At 61.3% G+C, this 22529-nt stretch carries 15 protein-coding genes, 1 tRNA gene, 2 rRNA genes and 3 pseudogenes; 5 read left to right on the plus strand and 16 right to left on the minus strand.

Translation table 11 applies throughout. The annotated features are described in order from the left end of the window. The first annotated feature begins 85 nt into the window (after positions 1-85). From ACWPVA_RS19760 to ACWPVA_RS19770, 3 genes are all read left to right on the plus strand, one after another. Positions 86-2888 (plus strand): 23S ribosomal RNA (locus ACWPVA_RS19760). A gap of 236 nt (positions 2889-3124) precedes the next feature. Continuing rightward, positions 3125-3239, plus strand: a 5S ribosomal RNA gene (gene rrf / locus ACWPVA_RS19765). 211 nt (positions 3240-3450) lie between these two features. Further along, positions 3451-3527: transfer RNA gene (locus tag ACWPVA_RS19770), tRNA-Met, on the plus strand. Between the two features lie 191 nt (positions 3528-3718). Here the strand turns inward: ACWPVA_RS19770 and ACWPVA_RS19775 are convergent. Further along, positions 3719-4657, minus strand: coding sequence for an IS110 family transposase (locus tag ACWPVA_RS19775; RefSeq protein ID WP_454286697.1), 939 nt, complete (start codon positions 4655-4657; stop codon positions 3719-3721). Between the two features lie 339 nt (positions 4658-4996). On the opposite strand from ACWPVA_RS19775, the pseudogene ACWPVA_RS19780 reads away from it, so the two are divergent. Beyond that, positions 4997-5115: pseudogene (locus tag ACWPVA_RS19780) on the plus strand (IS5 family transposase); the annotation flags it as partial. Position 5116: 1 nt separating this feature from the next. Here the strand turns inward: ACWPVA_RS19780 and ACWPVA_RS19785 are convergent. The 9 genes and pseudogenes from ACWPVA_RS19785 to ACWPVA_RS19825 form a co-directional block, all read right to left on the minus strand. Beyond that, positions 5117-5264: pseudogene (locus tag ACWPVA_RS19785) on the minus strand (IS3 family transposase); the annotation flags it as partial. A gap of 37 nt (positions 5265-5301) precedes the next feature. Then, a complete protein-coding gene (locus ACWPVA_RS19790; RefSeq protein WP_454289287.1) occupies positions 5302-6339 on the minus strand; it encodes an ABC transporter permease in 1038 nt (345 codons plus the stop codon). Then, positions 6336-7850: a sugar ABC transporter ATP-binding protein gene (locus ACWPVA_RS19795; protein WP_454289288.1), complete on the minus strand. Its 1515-nt coding sequence runs from the start codon at positions 7848-7850 to the stop codon at positions 6336-6338. Before ACWPVA_RS19795 ends, ACWPVA_RS19790 begins: the two co-directional genes overlap by 4 nt. A gap of 78 nt (positions 7851-7928) precedes the next feature. Then, positions 7929-9002 (minus strand): TMAO reductase system periplasmic protein TorT, encoded by a 1074-nt coding sequence (torT, locus tag ACWPVA_RS19800; protein WP_454289289.1) that lies wholly within the window; start codon positions 9000-9002, stop codon positions 7929-7931. Between the two features lie 35 nt (positions 9003-9037). Further along, positions 9038-10006 carry a 5-oxoprolinase subunit C family protein gene (locus ACWPVA_RS19805; RefSeq protein ID WP_454289290.1) on the minus strand — a complete coding sequence of 323 codons (969 nt, stop codon included), beginning with the start codon at positions 10004-10006 and terminating at the stop codon, positions 9038-9040. Beyond that, a complete protein-coding gene (locus tag ACWPVA_RS19810) occupies positions 9996-10871 on the minus strand; it encodes a 5-oxoprolinase subunit B family protein (protein ID WP_454289291.1) in 876 nt (291 codons plus the stop codon). Before ACWPVA_RS19810 ends, ACWPVA_RS19805 begins: the two co-directional genes overlap by 11 nt. After that, positions 10871-12253, minus strand: a complete 1383-nt coding sequence (locus tag ACWPVA_RS19815) for an acetyl-CoA carboxylase biotin carboxylase subunit (RefSeq protein WP_454289292.1) — start codon at positions 12251-12253, stop codon at positions 10871-10873. Before ACWPVA_RS19815 ends, ACWPVA_RS19810 begins: the two co-directional genes overlap by 1 nt. Continuing rightward, complete coding sequence (locus ACWPVA_RS19820; RefSeq protein ID WP_454289293.1) at positions 12250-12489, minus strand: acetyl-CoA carboxylase; 240 nt, start codon at positions 12487-12489, stop codon at positions 12250-12252. Before ACWPVA_RS19820 ends, ACWPVA_RS19815 begins: the two co-directional genes overlap by 4 nt. Positions 12490-12501: 12 nt before the next feature. After that, positions 12502-13302 carry a 5-oxoprolinase subunit PxpA gene (locus ACWPVA_RS19825; RefSeq protein ID WP_454289294.1) on the minus strand — a complete coding sequence of 267 codons (801 nt, stop codon included), beginning with the start codon at positions 13300-13302 and terminating at the stop codon, positions 12502-12504. A 256-nt stretch (positions 13303-13558) separates the two neighbouring features. On the opposite strand from ACWPVA_RS19825, the gene ACWPVA_RS19830 reads away from it, so the two are divergent. After that, complete coding sequence (locus tag ACWPVA_RS19830; protein ID WP_454289295.1) at positions 13559-14458, plus strand: LysR family transcriptional regulator; 900 nt, start codon at positions 13559-13561, stop codon at positions 14456-14458. Positions 14459-14596: 138 nt separating this feature from the next. Here the strand turns inward: ACWPVA_RS19830 and ACWPVA_RS19835 are convergent, their stop codons facing one another. From ACWPVA_RS19835 to ACWPVA_RS19860, 6 genes and pseudogenes are all read right to left on the minus strand, one after another. Then, on the minus strand, positions 14597-16438 hold the full coding sequence (locus tag ACWPVA_RS19835; protein ID WP_454289296.1) for an ABC transporter ATP-binding protein: 1842 nt from the start codon (positions 16436-16438) through the stop codon (positions 14597-14599). A 35-nt stretch (positions 16439-16473) separates the two neighbouring features. Beyond that, the gene (locus ACWPVA_RS19840) at positions 16474-17232 is read right to left on the minus strand and encodes a DUF1028 domain-containing protein (RefSeq protein ID WP_454289297.1); all 759 of its coding nucleotides are present in this window, start codon (positions 17230-17232) and stop codon (positions 16474-16476) included. A gap of 2 nt (positions 17233-17234) precedes the next feature. Then, positions 17235-19019, minus strand: a complete 1785-nt coding sequence (locus tag ACWPVA_RS19845) for a gamma-glutamyltransferase family protein (protein ID WP_454289298.1) — start codon at positions 19017-19019, stop codon at positions 17235-17237. Positions 19020-19041: 22 nt separating this feature from the next. Then, positions 19042-19920 carry an ABC transporter permease gene (locus ACWPVA_RS19850; RefSeq protein WP_454289299.1) on the minus strand — a complete coding sequence of 293 codons (879 nt, stop codon included), beginning with the start codon at positions 19918-19920 and terminating at the stop codon, positions 19042-19044. Next, on the minus strand, positions 19917-20864 hold the full coding sequence (locus tag ACWPVA_RS19855; protein ID WP_454289300.1) for an ABC transporter permease: 948 nt from the start codon (positions 20862-20864) through the stop codon (positions 19917-19919). Before ACWPVA_RS19855 ends, ACWPVA_RS19850 begins: the two co-directional genes overlap by 4 nt. Positions 20865-20932: 68 nt before the next feature. Continuing rightward, a pseudogene (locus ACWPVA_RS19860) lies at positions 20933-22442 on the minus strand (ABC transporter substrate-binding protein). Positions 22443-22529: the final 87 nt, after the last annotated feature.

The following is a 22529-nucleotide window of genomic DNA, read 5'->3' on the forward strand; positions in this document are numbered from 1 at the left end:
TGGTCAGGTTTGGAACCTCTTCGAGCGCAAGCGAGAAGGATAGGAATTCCAAACCCAATAGATGATGAGCATTGGCAATGAGAACGATTAAGTGTCGTAAGGGCAATTGGTGGATGCCTTGGCATGCACAGGCGATGAAGGACGTGATACGCTGCGAAAAGCCGTGGGGAGCTGCGAATGAGCTTTGATCCATGGATATCCGAATGGGGGAACCCACCTTAAATGCTTGGAAAATCCAAACTGTCAGCGATGACGGCTTGGGTTTCCAAGCATTGTTAATAAGGTATCTTCACCTGAATAAAATAGGGTGTAAGAAGCGAACTCGGGGAACTGAAACATCTAAGTACCCGAAGGAAAGGACATCAACCGAGACTCCGCAAGTAGTGGCGAGCGAACGCGGACCAGGCCAGTGGCAATGTGGAATAAAGCGGAACGCTCTGGAAAGTGCGGCCGTAGTGGGTGACAGCCCCGTACGCGTAGAACACACATTGTCCTTGAGTAGGGCGGGACACGTGAAATCCTGTCTGAACATGGGGAGACCACTCTCCAAGCCTAAGTACTCGTGCATGACCGATAGCGAACAAGTACCGTGAGGGAAAGGTGAAAAGCACCCCGACAAGGGGAGTGAAATAGAACCTGAAACCGGTTGCCTACAAACAGTCGGAGGGCGCAAGCCTGACGGCGTACCTTTTGTATAATGGGTCAACGACTTAGTGTAACTAGCAAGCTTAAGCCGGTAGGTGTAGGCGCAGCGAAAGCGAGTCTGAATAGGGCGTTTTAGTTAGTTGCATTAGACCCGAAACCGAGTGATCTAGCCATGAGCAGGTTGAAGGTTGGGTAACACCAACTGGAGGACCGAACCCTCATCTGTTGCAATAGATTGGGATGACTTGTGGCTAGGGGTGAAAGGCCAATCAAACTCGGAAATAGCTGGTTCTCCGCGAAAACTATTTAGGTAGTGCGTCGACCGAATACCCTCGGGGGTAGAGCACTGGATGGGCTATGGGGACTCACCGTCTTACTGATCCTAACCAAACTCCGAATACCGAGGAGTACTAGTCGGCAGACACACGGCGGGTGCTAACGTCCGTCGTGAAGAGGGCAACAACCCTGACCTCCAGCTAAGGTCCCCAAGTCATGGCTAAGTGGGAAAGGATGTGAGGATCCCAAAACAACCAGGATGTTGGCTTAGAAGCAGCCATCATTTAAAGAAAGCGTAACAGCTCACTGGTCTAAATAAGGGTCTTTGCGCCGAAAATGTAACGGGGCTAAAGCCATGCACCGAAGCTGAGGATACATGAGCAATCATGTGTGGTAGCGGAGCGTTCCGTAAGCCTGTGAAGGGGTACCTGTGAGGGGCCCTGGAGGTATCGGAAGTGCGAATGTTGACATGAGTAACGATAAAGGGAGTGAGAGACTCCCTCGCCGAAAGACCAAGGGTTCCTGCTTAAAGTTAATCTGAGCAGGGTTAGCCGGCCCCTAAGGCGAGGCGGAAACGCGTAGTCGATGGGAACCACGTTAATATTCGTGGGCCTGGTGGTAGTGACGGATCGCACAAATGGTACATTCTTATTGGATTGAATGTGCTGTGGAGCGGTTCCAGGAAATAGCTCCACCCTATAGACCGTACCCGAAACCGACACAGGTGGTCAGGTAGAGTATACCAAGGCGCTTGAGAGAACTATGCTGAAGGAACTCGGCAAATTGCACGCGTAACTTCGGAAGAAGCGTGACCCCATTTTACGCAAGTAAGGTGGGGTGGCACAGACCAGGGGGTAGCGACTGTTTATCAAAAACACAGGGCTCTGCGAAGTCGCAAGACGACGTATAGGGTCTGACGCCTGCCCGGTGCTGGAAGGTTAAGAGGAGAGGTGCAAGCTTTGAATCGAAGCCCCAGTAAACGGCGGCCGTAACTATAACGGTCCTAAGGTAGCGAAATTCCTTGTCGGGTAAGTTCCGACCTGCACGAATGGCGTAACGACTTCCCCGCTGTCTCCAGCATAGACTCAGTGAAATTGAATTCCCCGTGAAGATGCGGGGTTCCTGCGGTCAGACGGAAAGACCCCGTGCACCTTTACTATAGCTTTACACTGGCATTCGTGTCGGCATGTGTAGGATAGGTGGTAGGCTTTGAAGCGGGGACGCCAGTTCTCGTGGAGCCATCCTTGAAATACCACCCTTATCGTCATGGATGTCTAACCGCGGTCCGTTATCCGGATCCGGGACAGTGTATGGTGGGTAGTTTGACTGGGGCGGTCGCCTCCGAAAGAGTAACGGAGGCGCGCGATGGTGGGCTCAGACCGGTCGGAAATCGGTCGTCGAGTGCAATGGCATAAGCCCGCCTGACTGCGAGACTGACAAGTCGAGCAGAGACGAAAGTCGGTCATAGTGATCCGGTGGTCCCGCGTGGAAGGGCCATCGCTCAACGGATAAAAGGTACGCCGGGGATAACAGGCTGATGACCCCCAAGAGTCCATATCGACGGGGTTGTTTGGCACCTCGATGTCGGCTCATCGCATCCTGGGGCTGGAGCAGGTCCCAAGGGTTTGGCTGTTCGCCAATTAAAGCGGTACGTGAGCTGGGTTCAGAACGTCGTGAGACAGTTCGGTCCCTATCTGCCGTGGGTGTAGGAATATTGACAGGATCTGTCCCTAGTACGAGAGGACCGGGATGGACATATCTCTGGTGGACCTGTTGTCGTGCCAACGGCATAGCAGGGTAGCTATATATGGAATGGATAACCGCTGAAGGCATCTAAGCGGGAAACCAACCTGAAAACGAGTGTTCCCTATCAGAGCCGTGGAAGACGACCACGTTGATAGGCCGGGTGTGGAAGTGCAGCAATGCATGAAGCTTACCGGTACTAATAGCTCGATTGGCTTGATCGTTCTCATTGACCATGCTCATCAGCGCGCCTCAAGGCGCGATGATGATGCTGTTCTTCTGTCCTGACGCTGTCGCGGCTTTGCCGCTTCGCTCCGGACGGGCCGCACCATCAGGTGCGACGGCCGCTTGGCCTTGCGGAGCTTCGCTCCGACGCCCGATCAGAAGAAAAAAGACGTGTTCTAAAAGACAAACGAGGCAAACGCCTCTACCAGCTTCTCAATGTTTTGCCCTTAGCCGACCTGGTGGTCATGGCGGGGCGGCCGCACCCGTTCCCATTCCGAACACGGCCGTGAAACGCCCCAGCGCCAATGGTACTTCGTCTCAAGACGCGGGAGAGTAGGTCGCTGCCAGGTCTGCTAAGTGCAAAACAAACATCTTCTCATCCAAAATCTCTACGGCCCATCGCCGACCAAGGGCCGCTCGCAAAGCGGCCCTCTTGCGTTCGAATAGTCGTCGATCAAAGCATAACGTGGGGTGGAGCAGCCCCCGCCGGCCCGCAGAAGGCAAATGCCTTCGAGCACCGGCAAACAAAAAAACGGGCAATGCCCGGCGCTCAAACAATAACGCGGGGTGGAGCAGCCCGGTAGCTCGTCAGGCTCATAACCTGAAGGCCGCAGGTTCAAATCCTGCCCCCGCAACCAAAAATTATCGCGTATCAAACGCTTATCCGCCGCCCTCCGGGGCGGCGTTTGCGTTTGCACGGTTCGTGGAAGCTGACCTGAGCTGACCTGATGACCTGAGACCCTGATCTTCCTCCAGATTTTGGTAGAGTCCGTCACAACTGCTCTGGGACCAAACTTTGGACCGCCGGAAGCTAGAGTATCCGTTTTGATCAAGCGGGTTTTGGGATCCATTTCCTGTTGTTTCGCAGAAGTGCGTTTGCCAGGAGGATGAGCTTTCGCATGATGGCTGTAATGGCGACCTTGGGTGGCTTTCCTGTTTTGACGAGGTCGTCGTATTTTGCCTTGAGATCTGGGTTGAAGCGGCAAGCGACGAGGGCGGGCATGTAGAGCGCGTGGCGGACGATGGCCCTGCCGCCAGCAATGAAAGCGCGTCCGGTCCATCGTCCGGACTGGCGGCTCACCGGCGCAAGACCGGAGAGTGCGGCTGCGGCTTTCTCATCCAGTTCGCCCAGTTCAGGCATCTCGATGAGAAGTGTAAAAGCCGTGACCTGTGACACGCCCGGAATTGAGACGAGGATGTCGAACCTAGCCTTGCGGGATGCGTCCTCGGCAATCAAGGCCATGATGGCTTCGTCCACGGCCTTGATCTGGCGCTCGATCTGCCTGAGCCTTTCGACGTTGTGTTTCTTCAGCAGCGGGCTGGAAAGGTTCTTGGCCCTGTTCTTCGCGGCGGTCCTGTCTTTGACGAGCGCCAGCCGCGCCATATGCAACTCTTTCAGATCATTATGGTCTTGTGTATTGGCCTGCAGGATGCGCGGTTCAAGAAGCGTCCCGTAGCGGGCCAGCAGTTCGGCATCGATCCGGTCCGTCTTGGCAAGCCTGCCGGTGGCTTCGCAAAAGCGCCGGGCAAGGCGGGGATTGACCTTGGAGAGCGGCAAGCCATTTGCGGCCATGAAGCGCTCGAAGGCCTTGTGGTAGGGGCCGGTGGGTTCATAGACGATGCGCTCCACGCTCTTTGCGCCGATCCATTTGAGAATGGCCGCAAAACCCTTGCGGTCATTGCCCACCCTCAAGTTTTGACCGTCTGGCAGGCTGTGCAGGTCGATATGGTCTTTCGAGATGTCCGCGCCGATGGTAATATCCGTCATCTTTTCCGCCTCCTATGCTTGTCATCCGAGCCCGAAACTCGGGTATCCGTTCAGGACGATTGGAAAAGATGGGGGCGATCACACTCTAGCTCGGCCCGGCACTCGATGAATGGCGGCCTGCATTTCCACGATCCGTCCCCCATCGCCGGAAGAGGATGGCCGTCCTCTCCGGCGCTTCCTTATCTCACGAAGAAGCACAAATAGTCATAAGACAAGTTTTCCGGCTCTACCGCAAGTGGAATGCCGTCTATGCGCGCTTACGCCGCTGGGGCTGAGCAAGGGGTTTGGGATGCTCTCCTTGAGACCCTCGTCGAATTGGGGCTGACCGATGACTGGCAGCACATGATCGACAGCACCACCATTCGCGACCACTCTCAGGCTGCGGGCGCTGAAGGGGGACTTATAAGGCCGCTCTTGGTCGATCACGCGGCGGCTTTACAACGAAAATCCACGCCCGTGGCGCTTCACGTGGTCGAGGGGGCATGGAGCGCCCTTGTCACAGATCGTCGTGCGGATCGGCTTCCCGCGGATGATCCCCCCGAAGTCCCATCGTCCTCATAAGCCGCGCGACGGTGCATCGAGCAATATCGAAGCCCTCCCGCTGGGGCTCTCTTGCGTATCTGTGTGCGTTTAGCCATGCCGCCTCAGCGATTGCCGATGAGCATGCGGTAGCGGAACTGGTCGATGACGACGGCGAGGATGAGAAGCGAGCCCAGCAGCACCATCTGCATGTAGGAGCCGATCTGCATGAGGTTCATGCCGTTCTGCACCAGCACGATGAAGAAGGCGCCAAGCACCACGCTCTCCACCCGGCCCATACCGCCGCGCAGCGATACGCCGGCGATGACACAGGCTGCAATCGATTCCAGCGCGATCGTGCCGCCCAGATTGGTCTCGCCGCTCTCGACGCGGGCGGTGAGCAGCACGCCGGCGACCGAGGCCAGCAGGGCGCAAAGGATATACGCGAGGAACAGCGTGCGCTTGGTGTTGATGCCGGAGAGGTTGGCGGCCTTGATATTGCCGCCGATCGCATAGATGCGGGCGCCGCTTCGGGTGCGGTTCATCAGCACCCATATGCCGACGATGGCAACGATCGCGACCAGGACCGGGACGGGCACGCCGAAGACCCGGCCGAAGCCGAAGAAATCGCCGAATTCGTAAGGCAGATTGCCGATCGGTACACCGCCGGTCAGGTAGAGCGCGACGCCCGCTCCAACTGACTGCGCCCCAAGGGTCATGATGAAGGGCGAGACGCCGAACTGGGCGATGCCGAGGCCGTTCAGCGAACCAATCGCTAGCGCAGCGAGGAAGCCCGACAGAACGCCGAGCAGGATGACGAGCCAGACCATGTCGGGAAACTGGGCGGCGAAGTAGACCATGGCCGAGGCAGATACCACGGAGGTAAGCGCGATCGAGGTTCCGACCGCGAGATCGAAGCCGCCGGTAACCAGGACCAGCATCTGCCCGAGCGAAACCAGCACCAGATAGACGGACTGGCGCGCGACGTTGGTGAGGTTGTCGAGCGTCAGGAACTGTTTCGAGGCCAGCGTGAAGAGGATGAGGGCCGCCACGAGGAAGAAGGGCAGCACGCCGAGCTTGATGAAGACGGCCTTGAGCGCCGAAAGAGCGGAGAAGGTTGGCTTGGAGTCGGCGGGCGACGCGGTATCCGGCTGGGTGTTCATGCTGATTTTCTTTCCTGATCGAAGAAGGCGCCGAGAACCGCCTGTTCCTGAATGGCTTCGCCCTCGAATTCCGCCGAGATCCGGCCATTGCGGAAAACGATCAGGCGATGGGCCAGGTGCATGGCCTCGGGAAGGTCGGAGGAGATCACCACGACGGCCTTGCCGGCCTCGGCGATCGCCTTGATGATGCGGTAGAGCGCGGCCCGCGTGCCGACGTCGACGCCGACGGTCGGCTCGTCGAAGATGTAGATGTCATAGTCCTCGCCGAAGCTTTTGCCGAACAGGATCTTCTGCTGGTTGCCGCCGGAGAGCTTGGAGGCGGTGCGTTCGAGGAAGGCCTCGCTGAGATCGACCTTGCGGCCGATCTCGCTGGTCAGGGACTTGACGCCGCCGGGCGAAATCAGGCCGAGGCCGGCATTGGTTTCGCGGCGGTTGAGGACCGAGAGGGCGATGTTGGTGCGAGCGGATGCGCCTAGCAGCAGTCCTTCCTCCTTGCGGTCGGAGGGCAGGAAGAAGACGCCGTCCTGCAGCAGTTTGCGGGTCGGCGCGCCGGTGCGATCATGGCCATGGACGCTCACTGTGCCGCCTTCGACGGGCAGCAGGCCCATGACGGCGCGGAAGGTGCGCGACTTGCCGGAGCCGACGAGACCCGCGACACCCAGCACTTCGCCGCGCCGGACATCGATGTCGACGCCGTCGACGCCCCAGGCCTTGAGGCCACGGATCGACAGCACCGGCTCGGCCTGTGTCTTGCGTTCGATATGCGGATAGATCTCGTCCATCTTGCGACCGGTCATCATTTCGACCAGCACGGTTTCCGACAGGTTCTCGGCGCTGATCGTGCCGATCAGCCGGCCGTCGCGCAGCACGGTGATGCGGTTGGCGATTGCCTTGAATTCCTGGATGCGGTGGGAAATGTAGACGATGCCGACGCCCTTGGCCTTGGCTTGGCCAATGAATTCGAACAGCTTCTCCGTCTCGCGTTCGGTCAGCGACGCGGTCGGCTCGTCGAGGATCAGGATGCGGGCTTCCTGGTGCAGCGCCTTGGCGATCTCCACCATCTGCTGTTCGGCGCGCGATAGCGAGATCACCGAGCGGCGAACATCGATGGCAAAGCCCAGGCCGGCAAAGAGCGCGCGGGCTTCCTCGACCATGCCGCGGCGGTCGACCAGGCCCATCTTGCGCGGCTCCTGGCCGAGGAAGATGTTTTCCGCCACGGTCATGGTCGGGACCAGGGAAAATTCCTGGAACACGGCACCGATGCCGGCTGCCCGCGCGTCCTTGACCGAAGAAAAGTGCTTCTCTTCACCGTCGATGCGGATCACCCCCTCGGTCGGCGTGGTCACGCCAGCGAGGATGGAGATCAGTGTCGACTTCCCGGCGCCGTTCTCGCCGAACAGCACGTGCACTTCGCCGCGTTCGAGCGAGAAGTCCACGCCGTCCAGCGCACGCACGCCCGGATAGGACTTGGCGATGCCGGTCATTTCGACAAGAGGTGAGCTCAAGGCCATCCGCATCGATCCGTGAAGTCATATTGCCTGAAAAAAGGGGTGGAATCCGGCGCATTCGCGCGCCGGCTCCCTGGGGTGTCAGTTGACCGAGAAGACCGGCTTGTAGCCATCCGGCGGCAGGATGTTGGTCTGCGGCACGCTTTCGACGTTCGACGGATCGACGACGAAGATCTTCGGGCCGACATGCTTTACCAGTTCCTTGCCTTCCAGTGCGCGGACGGCCTGGTCGATGGCGATGCGGCCCTGGATGACCATGGAGTCGGCCGGAGCCGCCAGGATGAAGCCGCGTTTGATGCCTTCGTAGACGCCGGGCGTCATGTAGAAGGCGAGCAGGTCGACCTTGCCCTTGAGGCCGCGTTCGCGGATCAACCCTTGAGCCGCTTCGGCGGTCACGGCGGTCCCGGCGACGTAGCGGATGTCAGGCTCGGCCTGGAGCACATCTTCGACCAGCTTCAGCTGCGCTTCCTTGCCGGTGTCGCCATATTTCGGCTCGAGCGCGTTGACGGCAGAACCCTTGATCGCTTCCAGGAAGCCCTTGTTGGCGGCCTCGACCCAGCCGGCGCCGGCCGGGCCCGGGAACCAGCCGACCTTCACTTCTTCCGAACCGGCCGGATGCTTCTTGGCGAGATAGGCGCCGGTCTCGTAGCCCATGGTGTAGAAGGAGACGAGCGACTTGGCGGTCAGGTCCGGCGAGGACATGCCGTTGATGACGTCGATGACCGGAATGTTCTTCTTCTTGATTTCGCTGACGAGGTTGTTCAACCCGTCAAACGAGATCGCGCCGATGACCACGGCCTCAGCACCGCCGGCGACGCAGTCCTCGATCTGGCTGATCTGCTTGTTGAGCTCGGTATAGCCGCCGGCCTCGACGAGGTTCATCTTGACGCCGAGGTCCTTGGCCTGTTCGGCGACGCCGTAGTCGACGCCGAGCCAGTAGGCGTCCTTCATGTGCGGGAAGGAGACGCAGATGTTCCACGGCTTCTCCGCCTTCTCGAGCGGCGAGTAGGATACATCGACCGACTTGCCGTCGGCGGCGAAGGCCGGTTCGATCGCCTGGGCCGGGTAAGGATACCAGGCGTCGGCAAGCGCCGGGCTGGCAACGGCAAGCGCCAGGGCGGAGCTTGCAAGCGTCATTAGGATCTTGTGTTTCATGGTCGTTCCCCTGTTTGAAGTCTTTGGCTGCGTGGTCAGAAAAGCGCGCGGATCTGGTCGACCAGCGCGGCCCGGTCCTTCCGGGCGGTCAGGGCGGTTTCCATGTCCACCTTGACGAAACGGGTTGGCGTATGCGGCTGCAGCTGGCCGATCAGGTCCATGTCGGCGGAGATCACCGTGCCGAGCATGAAATAGCCGCCGCCGGAGACGGCATCGCGGTGCAGGATGATCGGCTCGGTGCCGCCCGGCACCTGGATGGAGCCGTAAGGGTAGCAGGCGTCGACGATGTTCGAGGGATCCGAACCCGCGCCGAAGGGCGGGACGCGATCGACGAAGTCGAGCTTGCGGCCGCCGCGGAAGCGGTAGCCCATGCGGTCGGCTTCCGGGGCCACCTTCCAGGTGTCCTCGAAGAAGTTCTTGCCCGCTTCCTCGGTGAGGCGGTGCCAGTAGAGACCCGGCAGCACGCGCAGTTCGGCCGGCATGCCGGGCCTGCGGCGCAGGTCTTCGGGAATGGACTTGCCCTCGACGGCCATGCCGGCAGTGCCGACCGGCAGCTCGTCGCCGGCGGCGATCGGCCGGCCCTTGAAGCCGCCGAGCGCGCCGATGGCATAGGTCGAGCGCGAACCGAGCGCCAGCGGCACGTCGATGCCCCCGGAGACGGCGATGTAGATGCGGGCGCCGGTCTTGAGGAAGTCGAAGGTCAGGACCTGGCCGGCCTTGACCTTGAAGGCGGTCCAGCCGGGCTTTTCCTCGCCGTCGACCTTGATCGGCATGTCGGCGCCGGTGACGGCGACCATGGCGTCCTCGGTGAATTCCAGCTTCGGGCCGATGAACACGGCTTCGAGGCCGGCGGCCCCCTCGTCATTGCCGACGAGCAGGTTGGCTGCCTTCAGCGCCAGCCGGTCCATGGCGCCGCCAAGCGGGATGCCGAGATGGAAATAACCGGGGCGGCCGAGATCCTGGACGGAGGTGGCAAGACCCTGATGTTGAACCTTAATGGCCATGGAGAACGCCCTCCAGCTTCGCGTTGTAGCCGTCGATGTCTTTCTGGAATTCACGCAGATCGAACTTCACTTCGCGGATCGGCGGGGCGAACCGGCCCTTGTCCACATCCTCGACGGCCTGGTCATAGGCTTCGCGGTTGATCGGCTTGAATTTGACGATGTCGCCCGGACGGAAGAACACCATGAAGTCCTTGAGGTAGGAGGTGGTCTGGGTCGGATCGTAGATCGGCATGGGGGTGATGCCGAACATCTGGTAGCCGCCGGCGCCGCGCACCGAATAGATGCAACCGAAGCAGCCGCCATGGCCAACCGTCAGGCGCGGGGTGTCGGTGCGCGGGCGCAGGTATTTCGGCACCTGGATCTGCCGCTGGCGCTCGACCATCTGGTACATGAAGGGCAGGCCCGAGACGAAGCCGACCATGGAGACGAACCAGGGCGAGCCGGAATGGGCGGCGACGAAGTCGTCGACCGAGCCGTAGTCGTTGACGCGGGCGGCGTATTCGAGGTCGGTGCCGCTCGGCTCCTGGTGACGCTCGCGGAAGCGCATCAGCGTCTCGTGGGTCCACGGGTCATTGTAGAAGACCGGGATCTCGACGATGCGGGTGGTGATCACCGGCTCGGACTTGGCGGCCGCCACTTCTATCGCCTGGACTTCCTTCAGGATGTCGTTCGGATGGATGACATCCGGATCGAACTTGATCTGGAAGGAGGCATTGGCCGGGCAGATCTCGGTTACGCCCTTGATCTTCGATTCCTTGATGCCGGTGGTCATCGACAGCGAGTTGAAGAAGGCCTCGAGCGACATTTCCTCCGAGCATTCGACGAAGAGGTGTTCGTCACCCCCGAATGTATAGCGCATGGGCATCAGGCAACCTCCTTGGATGCGACAAAGGCCGGGAAATCCGTCTCCAGCCAGGGTTCGAGGAACCGGGTATGGACATCGCCCGAGGCAACCGAAGGATCGGCGGCAAGGGCCCGGTGGAGCGGAATGGTGGTGGCAAGCCCGCGGATCTCGAGATTGTCGAGCGCGTCGGCCAGCCTGGCGATGCAGGCGTCGCGGGTCTCGCCCCAGACGATCAGCTTGCCGAGCAGCGAGTCATAGAAGGGCGGAACCGTGTAGCCCTCGTAAAGCATGGTGTCGAAGCGAACACCCTCGCCGGTCGGGACGCCGAGCGCCTCGATCGTGCCGGGGCCGGGCAGGAAGCCGCGCGCGGGGTCCTCGGCATTGATCCGGCACTCGATCGCATGACCGGTGACGCGGATGTCTTCCTGGCGGACCGAGAGCCTGGCACCGCCGGCGACCTTAATCATCTCCTGCACGAGGTCGATGCCGGTGATCATTTCGGTGACGGGATGCTCGACCTGGATGCGGGTGTTGACTTCGATGAAATAGAACTCGCCGCTCACCTCGTCGTAGAGATATTCGACCGTGCCGGCACCCCGGTAGTTGACCTCGCGGGCGAGCGCCACGGCACTGGCGCACAGTTCCTGGCGCACGTTTTCCGGCAGCCGGAAGTAGGGCGCTTCTTCCCAGACCTTCTGGCGCCGCCGCTGCAGCGAGCACTCACGCTCGAAGCAGTGGACGGCATCGGTGCCATCGCCGAGGATCTGCACCTCGACATGCCGGGCCTTGGTGATGACCTTCTCGACATAGAGGCCACCGTCGCCGAAGGCGGCGAGCGCCTCGGCCGAGGCCTGGGGGAAATGGCGTTCGAAATCGGCCATGGTCTCGGCGATGCGGATACCCCGGCCGCCGCCGCCGGCGGCTGCCTTGATCATCACCGGGAAACCGATCTCCTCGACGATGGCGCAAGCCGTGGCGAGGTCTTCGATGCGCCCGTCAGAGCCCGGAACGGTTGGCACGCCGGCGCGCTTGGCGACCTTGCGGGCCTCGACCTTGTCGCCTAGCAGGCTGATCGCCTCCGGCTTCGGGCCGATGAATATCAGGCCGGCATCTTCAACAGCTTGGGCGAAGGCAGCGTTTTCGGAAAGGAAGCCGTAACCCGGGTGGACCGCGTCGACGCCGGTTTCCCTGGCAGCCTTGAGGACGGCCTCTATGTTGAGATAGGACTTGGCGGCAGACGGGGGGCCGATCTCGATCGACTGGTCGGCGAGCCTGACGGCCAGCATGTCACGGTCGGCGGCCGAATGGACCTGCACGGTCCGTATTCCGAGCGCCTGGGCGGCGCGGATGATCCTCACCGCAATCTCGCCTCGATTGGCAATGAGGATCGAGCGGATGGTCATGCCTCGACCTCGGCAACCGGCTGGCCGGCCATGATCGGCTCCTGGTCGTCGGCGACGAAGGTGATCTTGCCAGCTGCATCGGCATGGACCTCGTGGAAGGTCTTCATCACCTCGATCAGGCCGATCACCTCACCGACGGCCACACTGTCGCCGTCGGCCTTGTAAGCAGCGGCATCCGGCGAGGGCTTGCGGTAGAAGGTGCCGGGCAGAGGCGATCTGATCTCGAGCTTGCTCATGGTGGTCTCCGGTTATCTGACGATTTCTGAAACGGGGGCGATGCGGATGCCTTCGGCGATCAGGGCTTCCCGCATATTACGCACGATGTCCAAGGCGCCGAGCGTGTCGGAATGGAAGCAGATCGACTCGAAAGGCACTTCGATGTCCTTGCCGCTGACCGTGGTGACGAGTCCTTCCTTGCAGGCGCGCACCACCTTGCGGGCGATCGCCATCGGGTCCGGACGACCGACATCGCGGGTGAAGACGATCGAGCCGCTCTCGTCGTAGTCGCGGTCGGCGTAGAATTCGCGAACCAGCGGCTGGCCGACCTCAAGCGCCGCAGTCTCCGTCGCCGAGCCGGCCATGCAGAAGACATAGGCGTTCGGAGCGACGGTCCGCATGTACTGGACAAAGAGCTGGGCGAATTCGGGATTGACCGCCATCTCCATGTAAAGCGCGCCGTGCGGCTTCACATGCTGGAGGGTGGCGCCGTGGCGGCGGGCGAATTCGCGGATCGCGCCGACTTGGTAGACGATGTCGTTGACCAGTTCGCGGGCTGTGCCGTTGATCTTGCGGCGGCCGAACCCCTGGAGGTCGTTGTAGCCGGGATGTGCACCGATCCCGACGCCATGCTCGACGGCGACGCGCACGGTTTGGTCCATCAGGTTAGGGTCGCCGGCATGGAAGCCAGCCGCGATGTTGGCGGAACTGATTAGTCCCATCAGCGCGCTGTCTTCGGTGTCGCCGACACGCCAGCGGCCGAAGGCCTCGCCCAGATCACAATTGATGTCTACGACCTCGAGTGCCACTTTTCTTCCCTGTTCTGCCTGCATTTTGTGCACCGCAGCGCGATGCCTGCCTATTCGTCAGAAAACCGTAGGAAGAATTTTTTCATTTGAAAAATTCTATTTTCAGAAGGCCATTATCTGATATTTGTATAATGGCGCATTGTCGTGAATCTGGAATTTTCGTCGGCGAATCAAGCTATTGGTGCGCATCCGAAAAGGAGAATTTTCAGATACTGCAATCTTGGCGCTTTTCGTTCGTATTTTCAGATGCCGGCTATTCTCGATTCAGAATGATGAATGCATGTCCCTAAGCCTCAGACAGATCCGCTATTTCATCGCGACGGCGGAGGCCGGACGGGTCTCGCAGGCCGCCGTGAACCTTTCGATCTCGCAGTCAGCCGTCACGACGGCCATCAAGGATCTGGAGGAGACCGTCGGCGCCGGACTGTTCGAACGCACACCGCACGGCATGGAGCTGACGGCGGCGGGCCGGCGCTTCCTGTCGCAGGCCTACGAGATCCTGCAGAAGGTCGACGAGGCGACCAAGCTCAATCTTGTAACAGACGCGGTAAAGGGCACCCTCAGCATCGCCACGACCTATACCGTCATCGGCTATTTCCTGCCGTTCCACATCGAGCGGTTGAAGCGCCAGTTTCCGGGCATTGACATCCAGTTGTTCGAACTCAACCGGGAATCGGTCGAGGAGGGATTGCTCACCAACCGCTACGACATCGCCGTCATGTTGACGTCGAATATCCTCAACCCGGAACTGATGACAGAAAAACTGCTGAGTTCGCAGCGTCGTCTCTGGTTGCCGGCGCGCCACAGGCTGCTTGAAAAGGACAATGTTGGTCTCAGGGAAGTCTCGGAAGAAGACTATATCATGCTGACCGTGGACGAGGCGTCGCACAGCACACTGAAATACTGGAGCCAGTCGGCCTATCTGCCGAAGATCACGCTTCGCACCTCCTCCGTCGAGGCCGTGCGCTCACTGGTGGCCAATAGTCAGGGGGTCGCGATCCTGTCTGACATGGTGCATCGGCCCTGGTCTCTGGAAGGCCGGCGGATCGAGACCATCTCGCTGGTCGACCCGATCCCCTCCATGGATGTCGGCCTCGCCTGGCGGCGCAATGCGGAATTCACGCCGGCGATGGATGCTGTCCGTTCATATTTCCGCCGATCGTTCAACATTCCCGAATAGATGCGGCGTTGGATCTTGCGCGCCAATCGGCGGCTGATTGAGACGAGCCAGTCAAATCACTGGCTCGGCCTTTGACCGGAGGGCGGTCGCGGGTTTCCCGCGAGGGGATCAGGACGATGTCTGCCCTGACGGCGTCGATCAGACCTGCACAAAATGGCCGGTGGTGACTTCACGGTATTCGCGGCGGGGTGGTTCGTAGCCGGCCGGACGCACAGGGCTTTTCAATTCCTCTATGGCCGCACTGCGCCTCAAGCCACGACGCTCGGGGTCGGGAACCGGCACCGCCGCCATCAGCTTCTTCGTGTAGTCGTGCTGCGGACTGTCGAAGATTGCGGCTCTTGGTCCGATCTCGACGATTTCGCCGAGATACATGACAGCGACCCGGTGGCTGATCCGCTCGACCACGGCCATGTCATGGCTGATGAACAGGAAGGCGAGATTGAACTCTTCCTGCAGGTCCATCAGGAGGTTGCAGACCTGCGCCTTGATCGAGACATCCAGCGCCGAGACGCTTTCGTCGGCGACGATCACCTTCGGATTGAGCGACAGGGCGCGGGCGATGGCGATGCGCTGGCGCTGACCGCCGGAGAATTCATGCGGATAGCGACCCATCATCTCCGGGGCAAGGCCAACCTTGCGCAGCAGATCCGCGACCTTTTCGTTGGCCTCCTGCCGGCTGCCGAGACGGTGTTTCAGAAAGGGCTCGGCGATGGTCGCTCCCACCGTCATGCGTGGGTTGAGACTTGAGAAAGGATCCTGGAAAATCATCTGCACGCTGCGGCGCATGGCCCGCAGGCCTGGTTGATCCAGCGACAGGACATCGTAGCCGTCGAGATGGATCTCGCCGCTCTTCGGCTCGACCAGCCGGGTGATGGAGCGGCCGGTCGTCGATTTGCCGCAACCGGATTCCCCGACGATCGACAGCGTCTCGCCCTGGAAGAGTTCGAACGAGACGTCCTCAACGGCATGCACGGCCCCGGTCTGGCGACCGAACAGGCCGCTGCGGATCGCGAACCGCGTCACCAGATTCTTGACAGACAGCACCGGCGTTTTCCGGGTATCGACCGTATCGGCCACCTCCAATGGAACGCTCGCCTCGCCAGAGCCGATATCGACGATCGGAAATCGCAGGGGCCAGGCATGCGTGTGCATCGAGCCGAGTCTCGGTACGGCGGCCAGCAGCGCGCGCGTGTAGGGATGCTGACCGCGATGGAAGACGTCGGCGGTCGGGCCCTCTTCGACCACGTCCCCACGCAGCATGACGATGGTGCGGTCGGCAATTTCGGCCACGACGCCCATGTCGTGGGTAATGAAGAGAACGGACATGCCTTCCTCTTCCTGCAGTTCCTTGATCAGGTCGAGAATCTGTCCCTGGATTGTCACATCGAGCGCGGTCGTCGGTTCGTCGGCGATCAGCAGATTAGGGCGCGAGGCAAGCGCCATGGCGATCATGACGCGCTGGCGCATGCCGCCGGAATACTGGTGGGGATAGTCGTCGAAGCGCCCGGCGGCGTTGGGAATACGCACCTTTTCCAGCATGCGGATCGTCTCAGCGCGGGCCTGCGTCTTCGACATGCCCTTGTGCCGCGTCAGCACTTCGGAGATCTGCCGCCCGATCGTGAAGATCGGGTTGAGGCTGGTCATCGGCTCCTGGAAGATCATGGCGGCCTCGTTGCCGCGGACTTTCTGCATGTCCTTTTCCGAGAGCGCCAGAATATCCCGGCCGTTCAACAACACGCGGCCTTCGACGCGGCTCGTGTCCGGGGCCAGCAGGCGCATGATCGACAGTGAGGTGACGCTCTTGCCGGATCCGGATTCGCCGACGATGGCAACGGTTTCGCCGGCCTTCACGTCGAAGGAGATGTTGCGCACCACGGAGCGCCATTGGCCGTCGACCAGGAAGGAGGTTGTCAGTCCCTCGACGGAAAGAACGGGGGGCATCTCGGCATGGGTGGCGGCTGCTGTGGTCATGGGGCTCATGGTTTGCCTGCTCCGGTCATGCGTGTGGCTCAGGTTCACACGGGCTTCAGCGGCGTTGCGAAGGAAGGTGAGGGACGCCCTTCAGCAACGCGGGTTGCCTCCAGTGCGGCGATCTTGCGGTCGATCTCCGTGCGGTCCGTCAGTCCGTGGGGGTTCTCGCGGGTCGGCATAGTTTCCGCGACATGCAGGAAGCGCTCCTGTGCCACTGCATAGAGACGGTGCAATTCGCGCAAGGGATCGGCGTGGTCGTCGGCGCGTATGTCGAGCCAGGGATAGTCCTGGTCCCGGTAGATCACGAGCGCAGCCGACTGCTTGCCGCGCTTGTCACCGCCGGCCGCCTCGCCGGCGTCCATGGCCACCAGCAAGCGCTCGGCAAAAGGCGCATCGGCCAGCGCGTTGTAGACGCGAAGCGTCTCGGCGATTACCTGCGGACCGGCCAGCATATTTCCGGCGACTGACACATTTTCGTTGACAATATGCCCGGCCCATTCGACGCACTTGGATCCGGTGAAGGCTGCATTGCGCCCCGCCCTGTCGATCAAATGCAATTGACGCTGCTGGCACCCGTCGTCGCGGGTCGTCAACAATGAAATGATCTCCTCCGGCGAACGGCCTTCGGCGAGCAGCGCAAGTCCATCCGTGCCGTAAAGGGGACTGACGAAGGCCTGGGTGGCGATGGCGCCCACCCGGCCGCGAATGTGTGGAACGGCGGCGCCGACCGCGAAGAAGCGGCTTGCCACCGCCACGCCCAGGTGACCCGTCTGCGGATCGCGTGCGACAATCGACCAGGTCATGACTATCTCCCTATTGCATAGGCTTGCATGAGACGCGGCGTCGCTGCTGCACGCAGCAAACCGTTCGCATCTCTCCTGGCCGCGGTCAGTCGACCGACGGTCCAGGGATCGGCTGCTGTGATCTGATGGCCCATAGCGGCCAGTCTGGAGATCACGTCACTGCCGATATTGCTTTCGATCATCAGGTTTCCGGGCTGGCTTGTGCGCGGGTAGAAGGAGCCCGGGAAATGCGACGTGTGGAACAGCGGCATGTCGATTGCCGCCTGCAGGTTCCGCTTGTGATGAACGTAGCGCAGGAAGAAGGAGAGCTGCCACTGATCCTGCTGGTCGCCGCCGGGCGTGCCGAAGGCGAGCGTCGGACGGTCCTCGAAAAGCGCGATCGACGGCGTCAGCGTCGTGCGCGGGCGCTTGCCGGGTGCCAGCGAGGTTGGCAGTCCGGGCTTCAGCCAGAACATTTGGGCACGCGAATTGAGGCAGAAGCCGAGACCCGGAACGATGGGCGAGGATTGCAGCCAGCCGCCAGACGGAGTCACGGACACCATGTTGCCTTCGCGGTCGATGACGTCGATATGGACGGTATCGCCGCGTTTTTCGGTCAGGTGCGACATGGTCGGCTCGTAGACCGCGCCGGTGCCGGACATGCCGGCCAGCATTTCCATGGTGAGATCGTATTGGGTCTCGTAGCCAGGCAGCTTGCCCGGGCGCAGTGTCATCGACGCCTGCGAGGAGATCAGCTTGCGCCGCTCGTCGTTGTAGCTGTCGGACAACAACCGGTCCATCGGGACGGTGGCGAAAGCCGGATCGCCGTAGTAGACCTCACGGTCGGCATAGGCGAGCTTCATCGCCTCGACGACCGTGTGGACGAAGTCGGCGCCCCCGGGGTCCATGGCGGCGATATCGATGCCCTTCAGGAGCGCCAGCGACTGTAGAAGCACCGGACCCTGGCCCCATGGGCCGGTCTTGGCGATGGTCCAGCCGTGATAGTCATCGGTCTGCGGTTCTTCGACCGTGGCGCTCCAGCCGGCCATGTCGCCGGCTGTCAGCACGCCCTTGTGGCGGCTGCCGCTGGCATCCATGACTTCGGCGGTTTTCAGATAGGTGTCGATCGCCTCGGCCACGAAGCCGCGGTAAAAGGCGTTGCGGGCCGCCTCGATCTGGTTTTCGCGACCCTTGGCGCTTTCGGCCTCGGTGACGATGCGCTGCCAGGTGGCGGCCAGGACCGGATTGCGGAAGAGTGCGTGGGGCTCGGGGGCGGAACCGCCCGGAAGCCAGGTCTCGTACGATGTCGGCCATTCCTTTTCGAAGAACTCACCGAGCCCCTTGATTGTGGCCGAGACGCGCGGCAGGACGGGGTGACCGTGTTCGGCATAGTGGATTGCCGGTTCCAGGATCTCGCGAATCGAAAGCGTGCCGTAGTCGCGCAGCATCAGCATCCAGCCGTCGAAGGAACCGGGGATGACGGTCGCCAGTAGTCCGTCACCGGGAATGATCGACAGGCCTTCGCCGCTGTAGTGTTCGATGGTTGCACCGGCGGGTGCGGTCCCTTGCGCGCAGATGACCTCGACCTTGCCCTTTTTCGCGGAATAGATGACGGCGGGCATGTCGCCGCCGGGGCCGACCAGATGCGGCTCGAGAACCTGGAGCACCATGCCGGTCGCGACGGCGGCATCGAAGGCATTGCCGCCCTTTTCCAGGATGCTCATGCCGACGGCCGAGGCGATCCAGTGGGTGGAAGTCACGACGCCGAAGGTGCCGAGGATCTCCGGGCGGGTGGTAAAGTCACTCATCAACTGTTCCTTCGATATTTCTTTATGATTCCCGGGGGTCGAGCGCATCGCGCAGACCGTCACCGAGCAGATTGAAACCGATCACGACCAGGAAGATCGCCGCCCCTGGCCACATAGCCATCCAGGGTGCCTGGTCGAGGAAATTCTTCGCGACATTGAGCATGGAACCCCAGCTTGGAGCCGGTGGCTGTTGGCCAAGGCCGAGGAAGGAGAGGCTGGCCTCGGCAATGATGGCAGTCGCGACCGTCAGGGTCGCCTGCACGATGATCGGCGCCATGATGTTCGGCAGAATGTATCGCGTCATGATGTCGAAATGGCCAAGGCCGATCGAGCGCGCGCCTTCGACATAGTCTTCGGTCTTGACCGCGAGCACCTGGCCGCGCGTCAGCCGCACGAAGACCGGCATGGCCGACAGACCGATCGCGATCATCGCATTGGTGAGGCTGGGACCGAGAAAGGCGGCAAGGGCAATGGCCATGATCAGAAACGGCAGAGCCAGGAAGGCCTCCGTGACGCGCGATATCACCTGATCGACCCATCCGCCGAAATAGCCGGAGATCAAGCCGAATGGAACGCCGATGGCGATGGCGATGGCGACCGAAAAGATACCGGCCATGAGCGAGGCCTGCGCCCCCCAGATCATGCGGGAGAGGATATCGCGGCCGATCTCGTCGGTGCCCATCCAATGGGCGGCGGATGGCGCCTTGCGAATGGCGGTCCAGCTGGTGGCGAGGGGATCGGCGATCGGCAGAAGCGGGGCGGCGGTCGCAAGCGCGGTGAAGAACACGATGATGGCGAGGCCGACAAGGGCGCTTCTGTTGGCCTTGAGTTTCCGCCAGGCGCGATTGCTGCTCTTGGCCGGTGCCGCAACGGCAAGGGCGGTCTGGTCGAGCGCGGTCATAGGTTGGCCCTCATGCGTGGATTGAGGAGGACATAGAGCACGTCGGCCACGAGGTTCATCAGGATGAAGCCGATGGCAGTGCACAGAACCACGCCCTGGACGACGGCGTAATCGCGGTTGAACACGGCATCGACGATCAGCTTGCCGAATCCGGGAATGGTGAAGATCTGCTCGGTGAGGACAGCGCCGGCCAGAAGCTCGCCGAACAGTAGCGCGCTGAGCGTCACGATCGGCAGCAGCGCGTTGCGGAAGGTATGGCTCAGGATGACGACCCGTTCCGACAGCCCCTTGGCGCGCGCCGTGCGAATGTAGTCCGCCTTCATGACACCCAGCATGGCCGAGCGGGTATGCCGCATCAAGGTGGCGGCAAGCGCCGTGCCAAGGACGAAGGAGGGCATGATCATGGTCTGGATCGAGCGCACGGGGTCGACGAAGATCAATTCGTAACCGGAGGCCGGCAACCAGCCGAGTCTCACCGAGACCAGCAGGATCAGCATGATGCCCAGCCAGAAATTCGGGATGGAAAGGCCTGACAACGCGATGATGTTGGCGACATAGTCGATGACGGTATTCTTCTTGACAGCCGCCAGGATGCCCATCGGCACGCCGATAATGAAGGCGAAGATCATCGACATCACCGCGAGCTGGATGGTGACAGGCAGCTTCTCGCCGATCAGTTCCAGCACCGGCTGGTTGGTGCGCAGCGACATGCCGAAATCGCCCTGCAGCACATTGGCGATCCAGTGGCCGTATTGGTAGATGACGGGATCGTTGAGGCGGTATTTCTCCCGCAGGAATTCTAGGACCTGCGGATCGCGCTCTTCGCCGGCCATGGCAAGGATCGGGTCGCCCGGCAGCAGTTTCTGCAGCGAGAAGACGAAGATCGATACGATCAGCAGCGTCGGTATGGCCACGAGCAGCCGTTTTCCGATGTAGATATGCATGGGCGCACGGTCCTGGATTACGGGATCGCCTGCGGAGCACTGGTGCTCCGCAGGCAAGCTTGGACAAATCAGCCCTTCTTGACGCCGAGCAGGCGGATCATGCCGTCGGGCGACGGAACGAAGCCGGTGACGTCTTTCTTGATGGCCCAGATCCAGGACTGATGGCCGAGATAGATGACCGGCAGATCCTCATCGAGGATCTTGGCGGCAGCATCGTATTTCTCCTTGCGGACCGCTTCGTCGGTCGAAGCGCGTGCGTCGTTGAGGAGTGTGTCGACTTCCGCGTTGCAATACTTGGCGTCGTTGATACCGCCCTTGCAGGTGACGAACTGGTGCAGGTTGCCATCGGGATCGATGCGGCCCGACCAATCCGAGCGGCTGAGCTGAAAATTGCCGGCGGTCTGTTCGGAAAGCAGGGTGGCGAATTCGGTCGCCTTCAGCGAAACCTTGAAGCCGGCTTCGGCGACCATCGACTGCACGACCTGCATCATCTGGGTCACGACCGGGCTGTTCGCGTGCTGCAGTTCGATGTCGAGCGTTTCATGCCCTGCCGCCTTCATCAGTTCCTTGGCCTTGTCAATGTCGCGGACGGGGACGGGGATCTCCTTGTTGAACCAGGGACTTGTCGGCGGATAGGGCTGGTTGCCAGCCATGGCCGTTCCCTCGAAGACCACCTGGCTCAACGCCTCGCGGTCGATGGCGAGCGAGAAAGCCTGGCGCAGGCGCTTGTCCTTGCCAAACGGGTTGTCGGCGCGCGGGCCATTGGCGATGTTGACGTACATGGCCATGTAACCGATGCTGACGGCATCCGCGTAGGTGAGGGCGGCGTCGCTCTTGACCGACGCGGCATCGGTTGCAGCCAACCGCTCGATCATGTCGAGTTCGCCGGAGCGCAGGTTGGCGAGACGCACGGTGGAATCGGGGATCGGCAGATAGGTGACCTTGTCGATGAAGACCTTGTCCTTGTCCCAGTAGTCGGCGAACTTCTCAAGGACGATACGGTCCTGCTGCACGCGCTCGACGAATTTGAACGGGCCGGCGCAGACGGGCTTCGAGCCGAAATCGGCGCCCAGTTCCTTGGCGGCCGTCGGCGAGACGATCATGCCGGCACGGTCGGAAAGCTGCGCGAGAAGCGTGACGTCCGGCGCCTTCAGGGTGAACTTGACTTCGTAATCGCCGGTGGCTTCGACCTTCTCCACCGAGGCTCAGCTCGCTTTTGCGGCGCGATTCCGGAAGCGTCATGTTGCGTTCGATGGTGGCGACGACAGCGGCTGCGTCGAGCGGCGTCTCGTCATGAAACTTCACGCCCTCGCGCAGCTTCATGGTGAGTTCCTTGCCGTCGGCGGACCAATTCCACTCGGTTGCGAGCTGCGGCACGATCTTGAGGTCCGGCGAGACATCGACAAGCTTGTCGCACATGGCGGTGTAGACGATGCGGCCGACAAAGGTGCGGGATTGAGCCGGGTCAAGCACGTCGGCATCGTCCGCGAGGCCGATGCGCAGTTCGGCGGAGAGGGCTGGCGTTGCCAGCAGCGCGCTTGCCAAAAGCAGGGTGGAAAGACGGGACAGTATCTTCATGGTCGAAAAATCCTCTGGTCTGGTTTTCTGTTCTTCATGGGTGCCGCCGGTTATTGCTCCGGCGTTCAGGTCGGTCCGGCCGCGGCC

The organism is Rhizobium arsenicireducens (assembly GCF_964021225.1).

What these genes read in the sequence shown, in the direction of transcription:
- torT (WP_454289289.1), bottom strand. Translation starts at nt 9,002, where the DNA reads ATGAAACACAAGATCCTAATGACGCTTGCAAGCTCCGCCCTGGCGCTT.
- ACWPVA_RS19850 (WP_454289299.1), bottom strand. Translation starts at nt 19,920, where the DNA reads ATGACCGCGCTCGACCAGACCGCCCTTGCCGTTGCGGCACCGGCCAAG.
- ACWPVA_RS19805 (WP_454289290.1), bottom strand. Translation starts at nt 10,006, where the DNA reads ATGGCCATTAAGGTTCAACATCAGGGTCTTGCCACCTCCGTCCAGGAT.
- ACWPVA_RS19775 (WP_454286697.1), bottom strand. Translation starts at nt 4,657, where the DNA reads ATGACGGATATTACCATCGGCGCGGACATCTCGAAAGACCATATCGAC.
- ACWPVA_RS19825 (WP_454289294.1), bottom strand. Translation starts at nt 13,302, where the DNA reads ATGCAGGCAGAACAGGGAAGAAAAGTGGCACTCGAGGTCGTAGACATC.
- ACWPVA_RS19830 (WP_454289295.1), top strand. Translation starts at nt 13,559, where the DNA reads ATGTCCCTAAGCCTCAGACAGATCCGCTATTTCATCGCGACGGCGGAG.
- ACWPVA_RS19835 (WP_454289296.1), bottom strand. Translation starts at nt 16,438, where the DNA reads ATGAGCCCCATGACCACAGCAGCCGCCACCCATGCCGAGATGCCCCCC.
- ACWPVA_RS19820 (WP_454289293.1), bottom strand. Translation starts at nt 12,489, where the DNA reads ATGAGCAAGCTCGAGATCAGATCGCCTCTGCCCGGCACCTTCTACCGC.
- ACWPVA_RS19840 (WP_454289297.1), bottom strand. Translation starts at nt 17,232, where the DNA reads ATGACCTGGTCGATTGTCGCACGCGATCCGCAGACGGGTCACCTGGGC.
- ACWPVA_RS19810 (WP_454289291.1), bottom strand. Translation starts at nt 10,871, where the DNA reads ATGCCCATGCGCTATACATTCGGGGGTGACGAACACCTCTTCGTCGAA.
- ACWPVA_RS19795 (WP_454289288.1), bottom strand. Translation starts at nt 7,850, where the DNA reads ATGGCCTTGAGCTCACCTCTTGTCGAAATGACCGGCATCGCCAAGTCC.
- ACWPVA_RS19845 (WP_454289298.1), bottom strand. Translation starts at nt 19,019, where the DNA reads ATGAGTGACTTTACCACCCGCCCGGAGATCCTCGGCACCTTCGGCGTC.
- ACWPVA_RS19855 (WP_454289300.1), bottom strand. Translation starts at nt 20,864, where the DNA reads ATGCATATCTACATCGGAAAACGGCTGCTCGTGGCCATACCGACGCTG.
- ACWPVA_RS19815 (WP_454289292.1), bottom strand. Translation starts at nt 12,253, where the DNA reads ATGACCATCCGCTCGATCCTCATTGCCAATCGAGGCGAGATTGCGGTG.
- ACWPVA_RS19790 (WP_454289287.1), bottom strand. Translation starts at nt 6,339, where the DNA reads ATGAACACCCAGCCGGATACCGCGTCGCCCGCCGACTCCAAGCCAACC.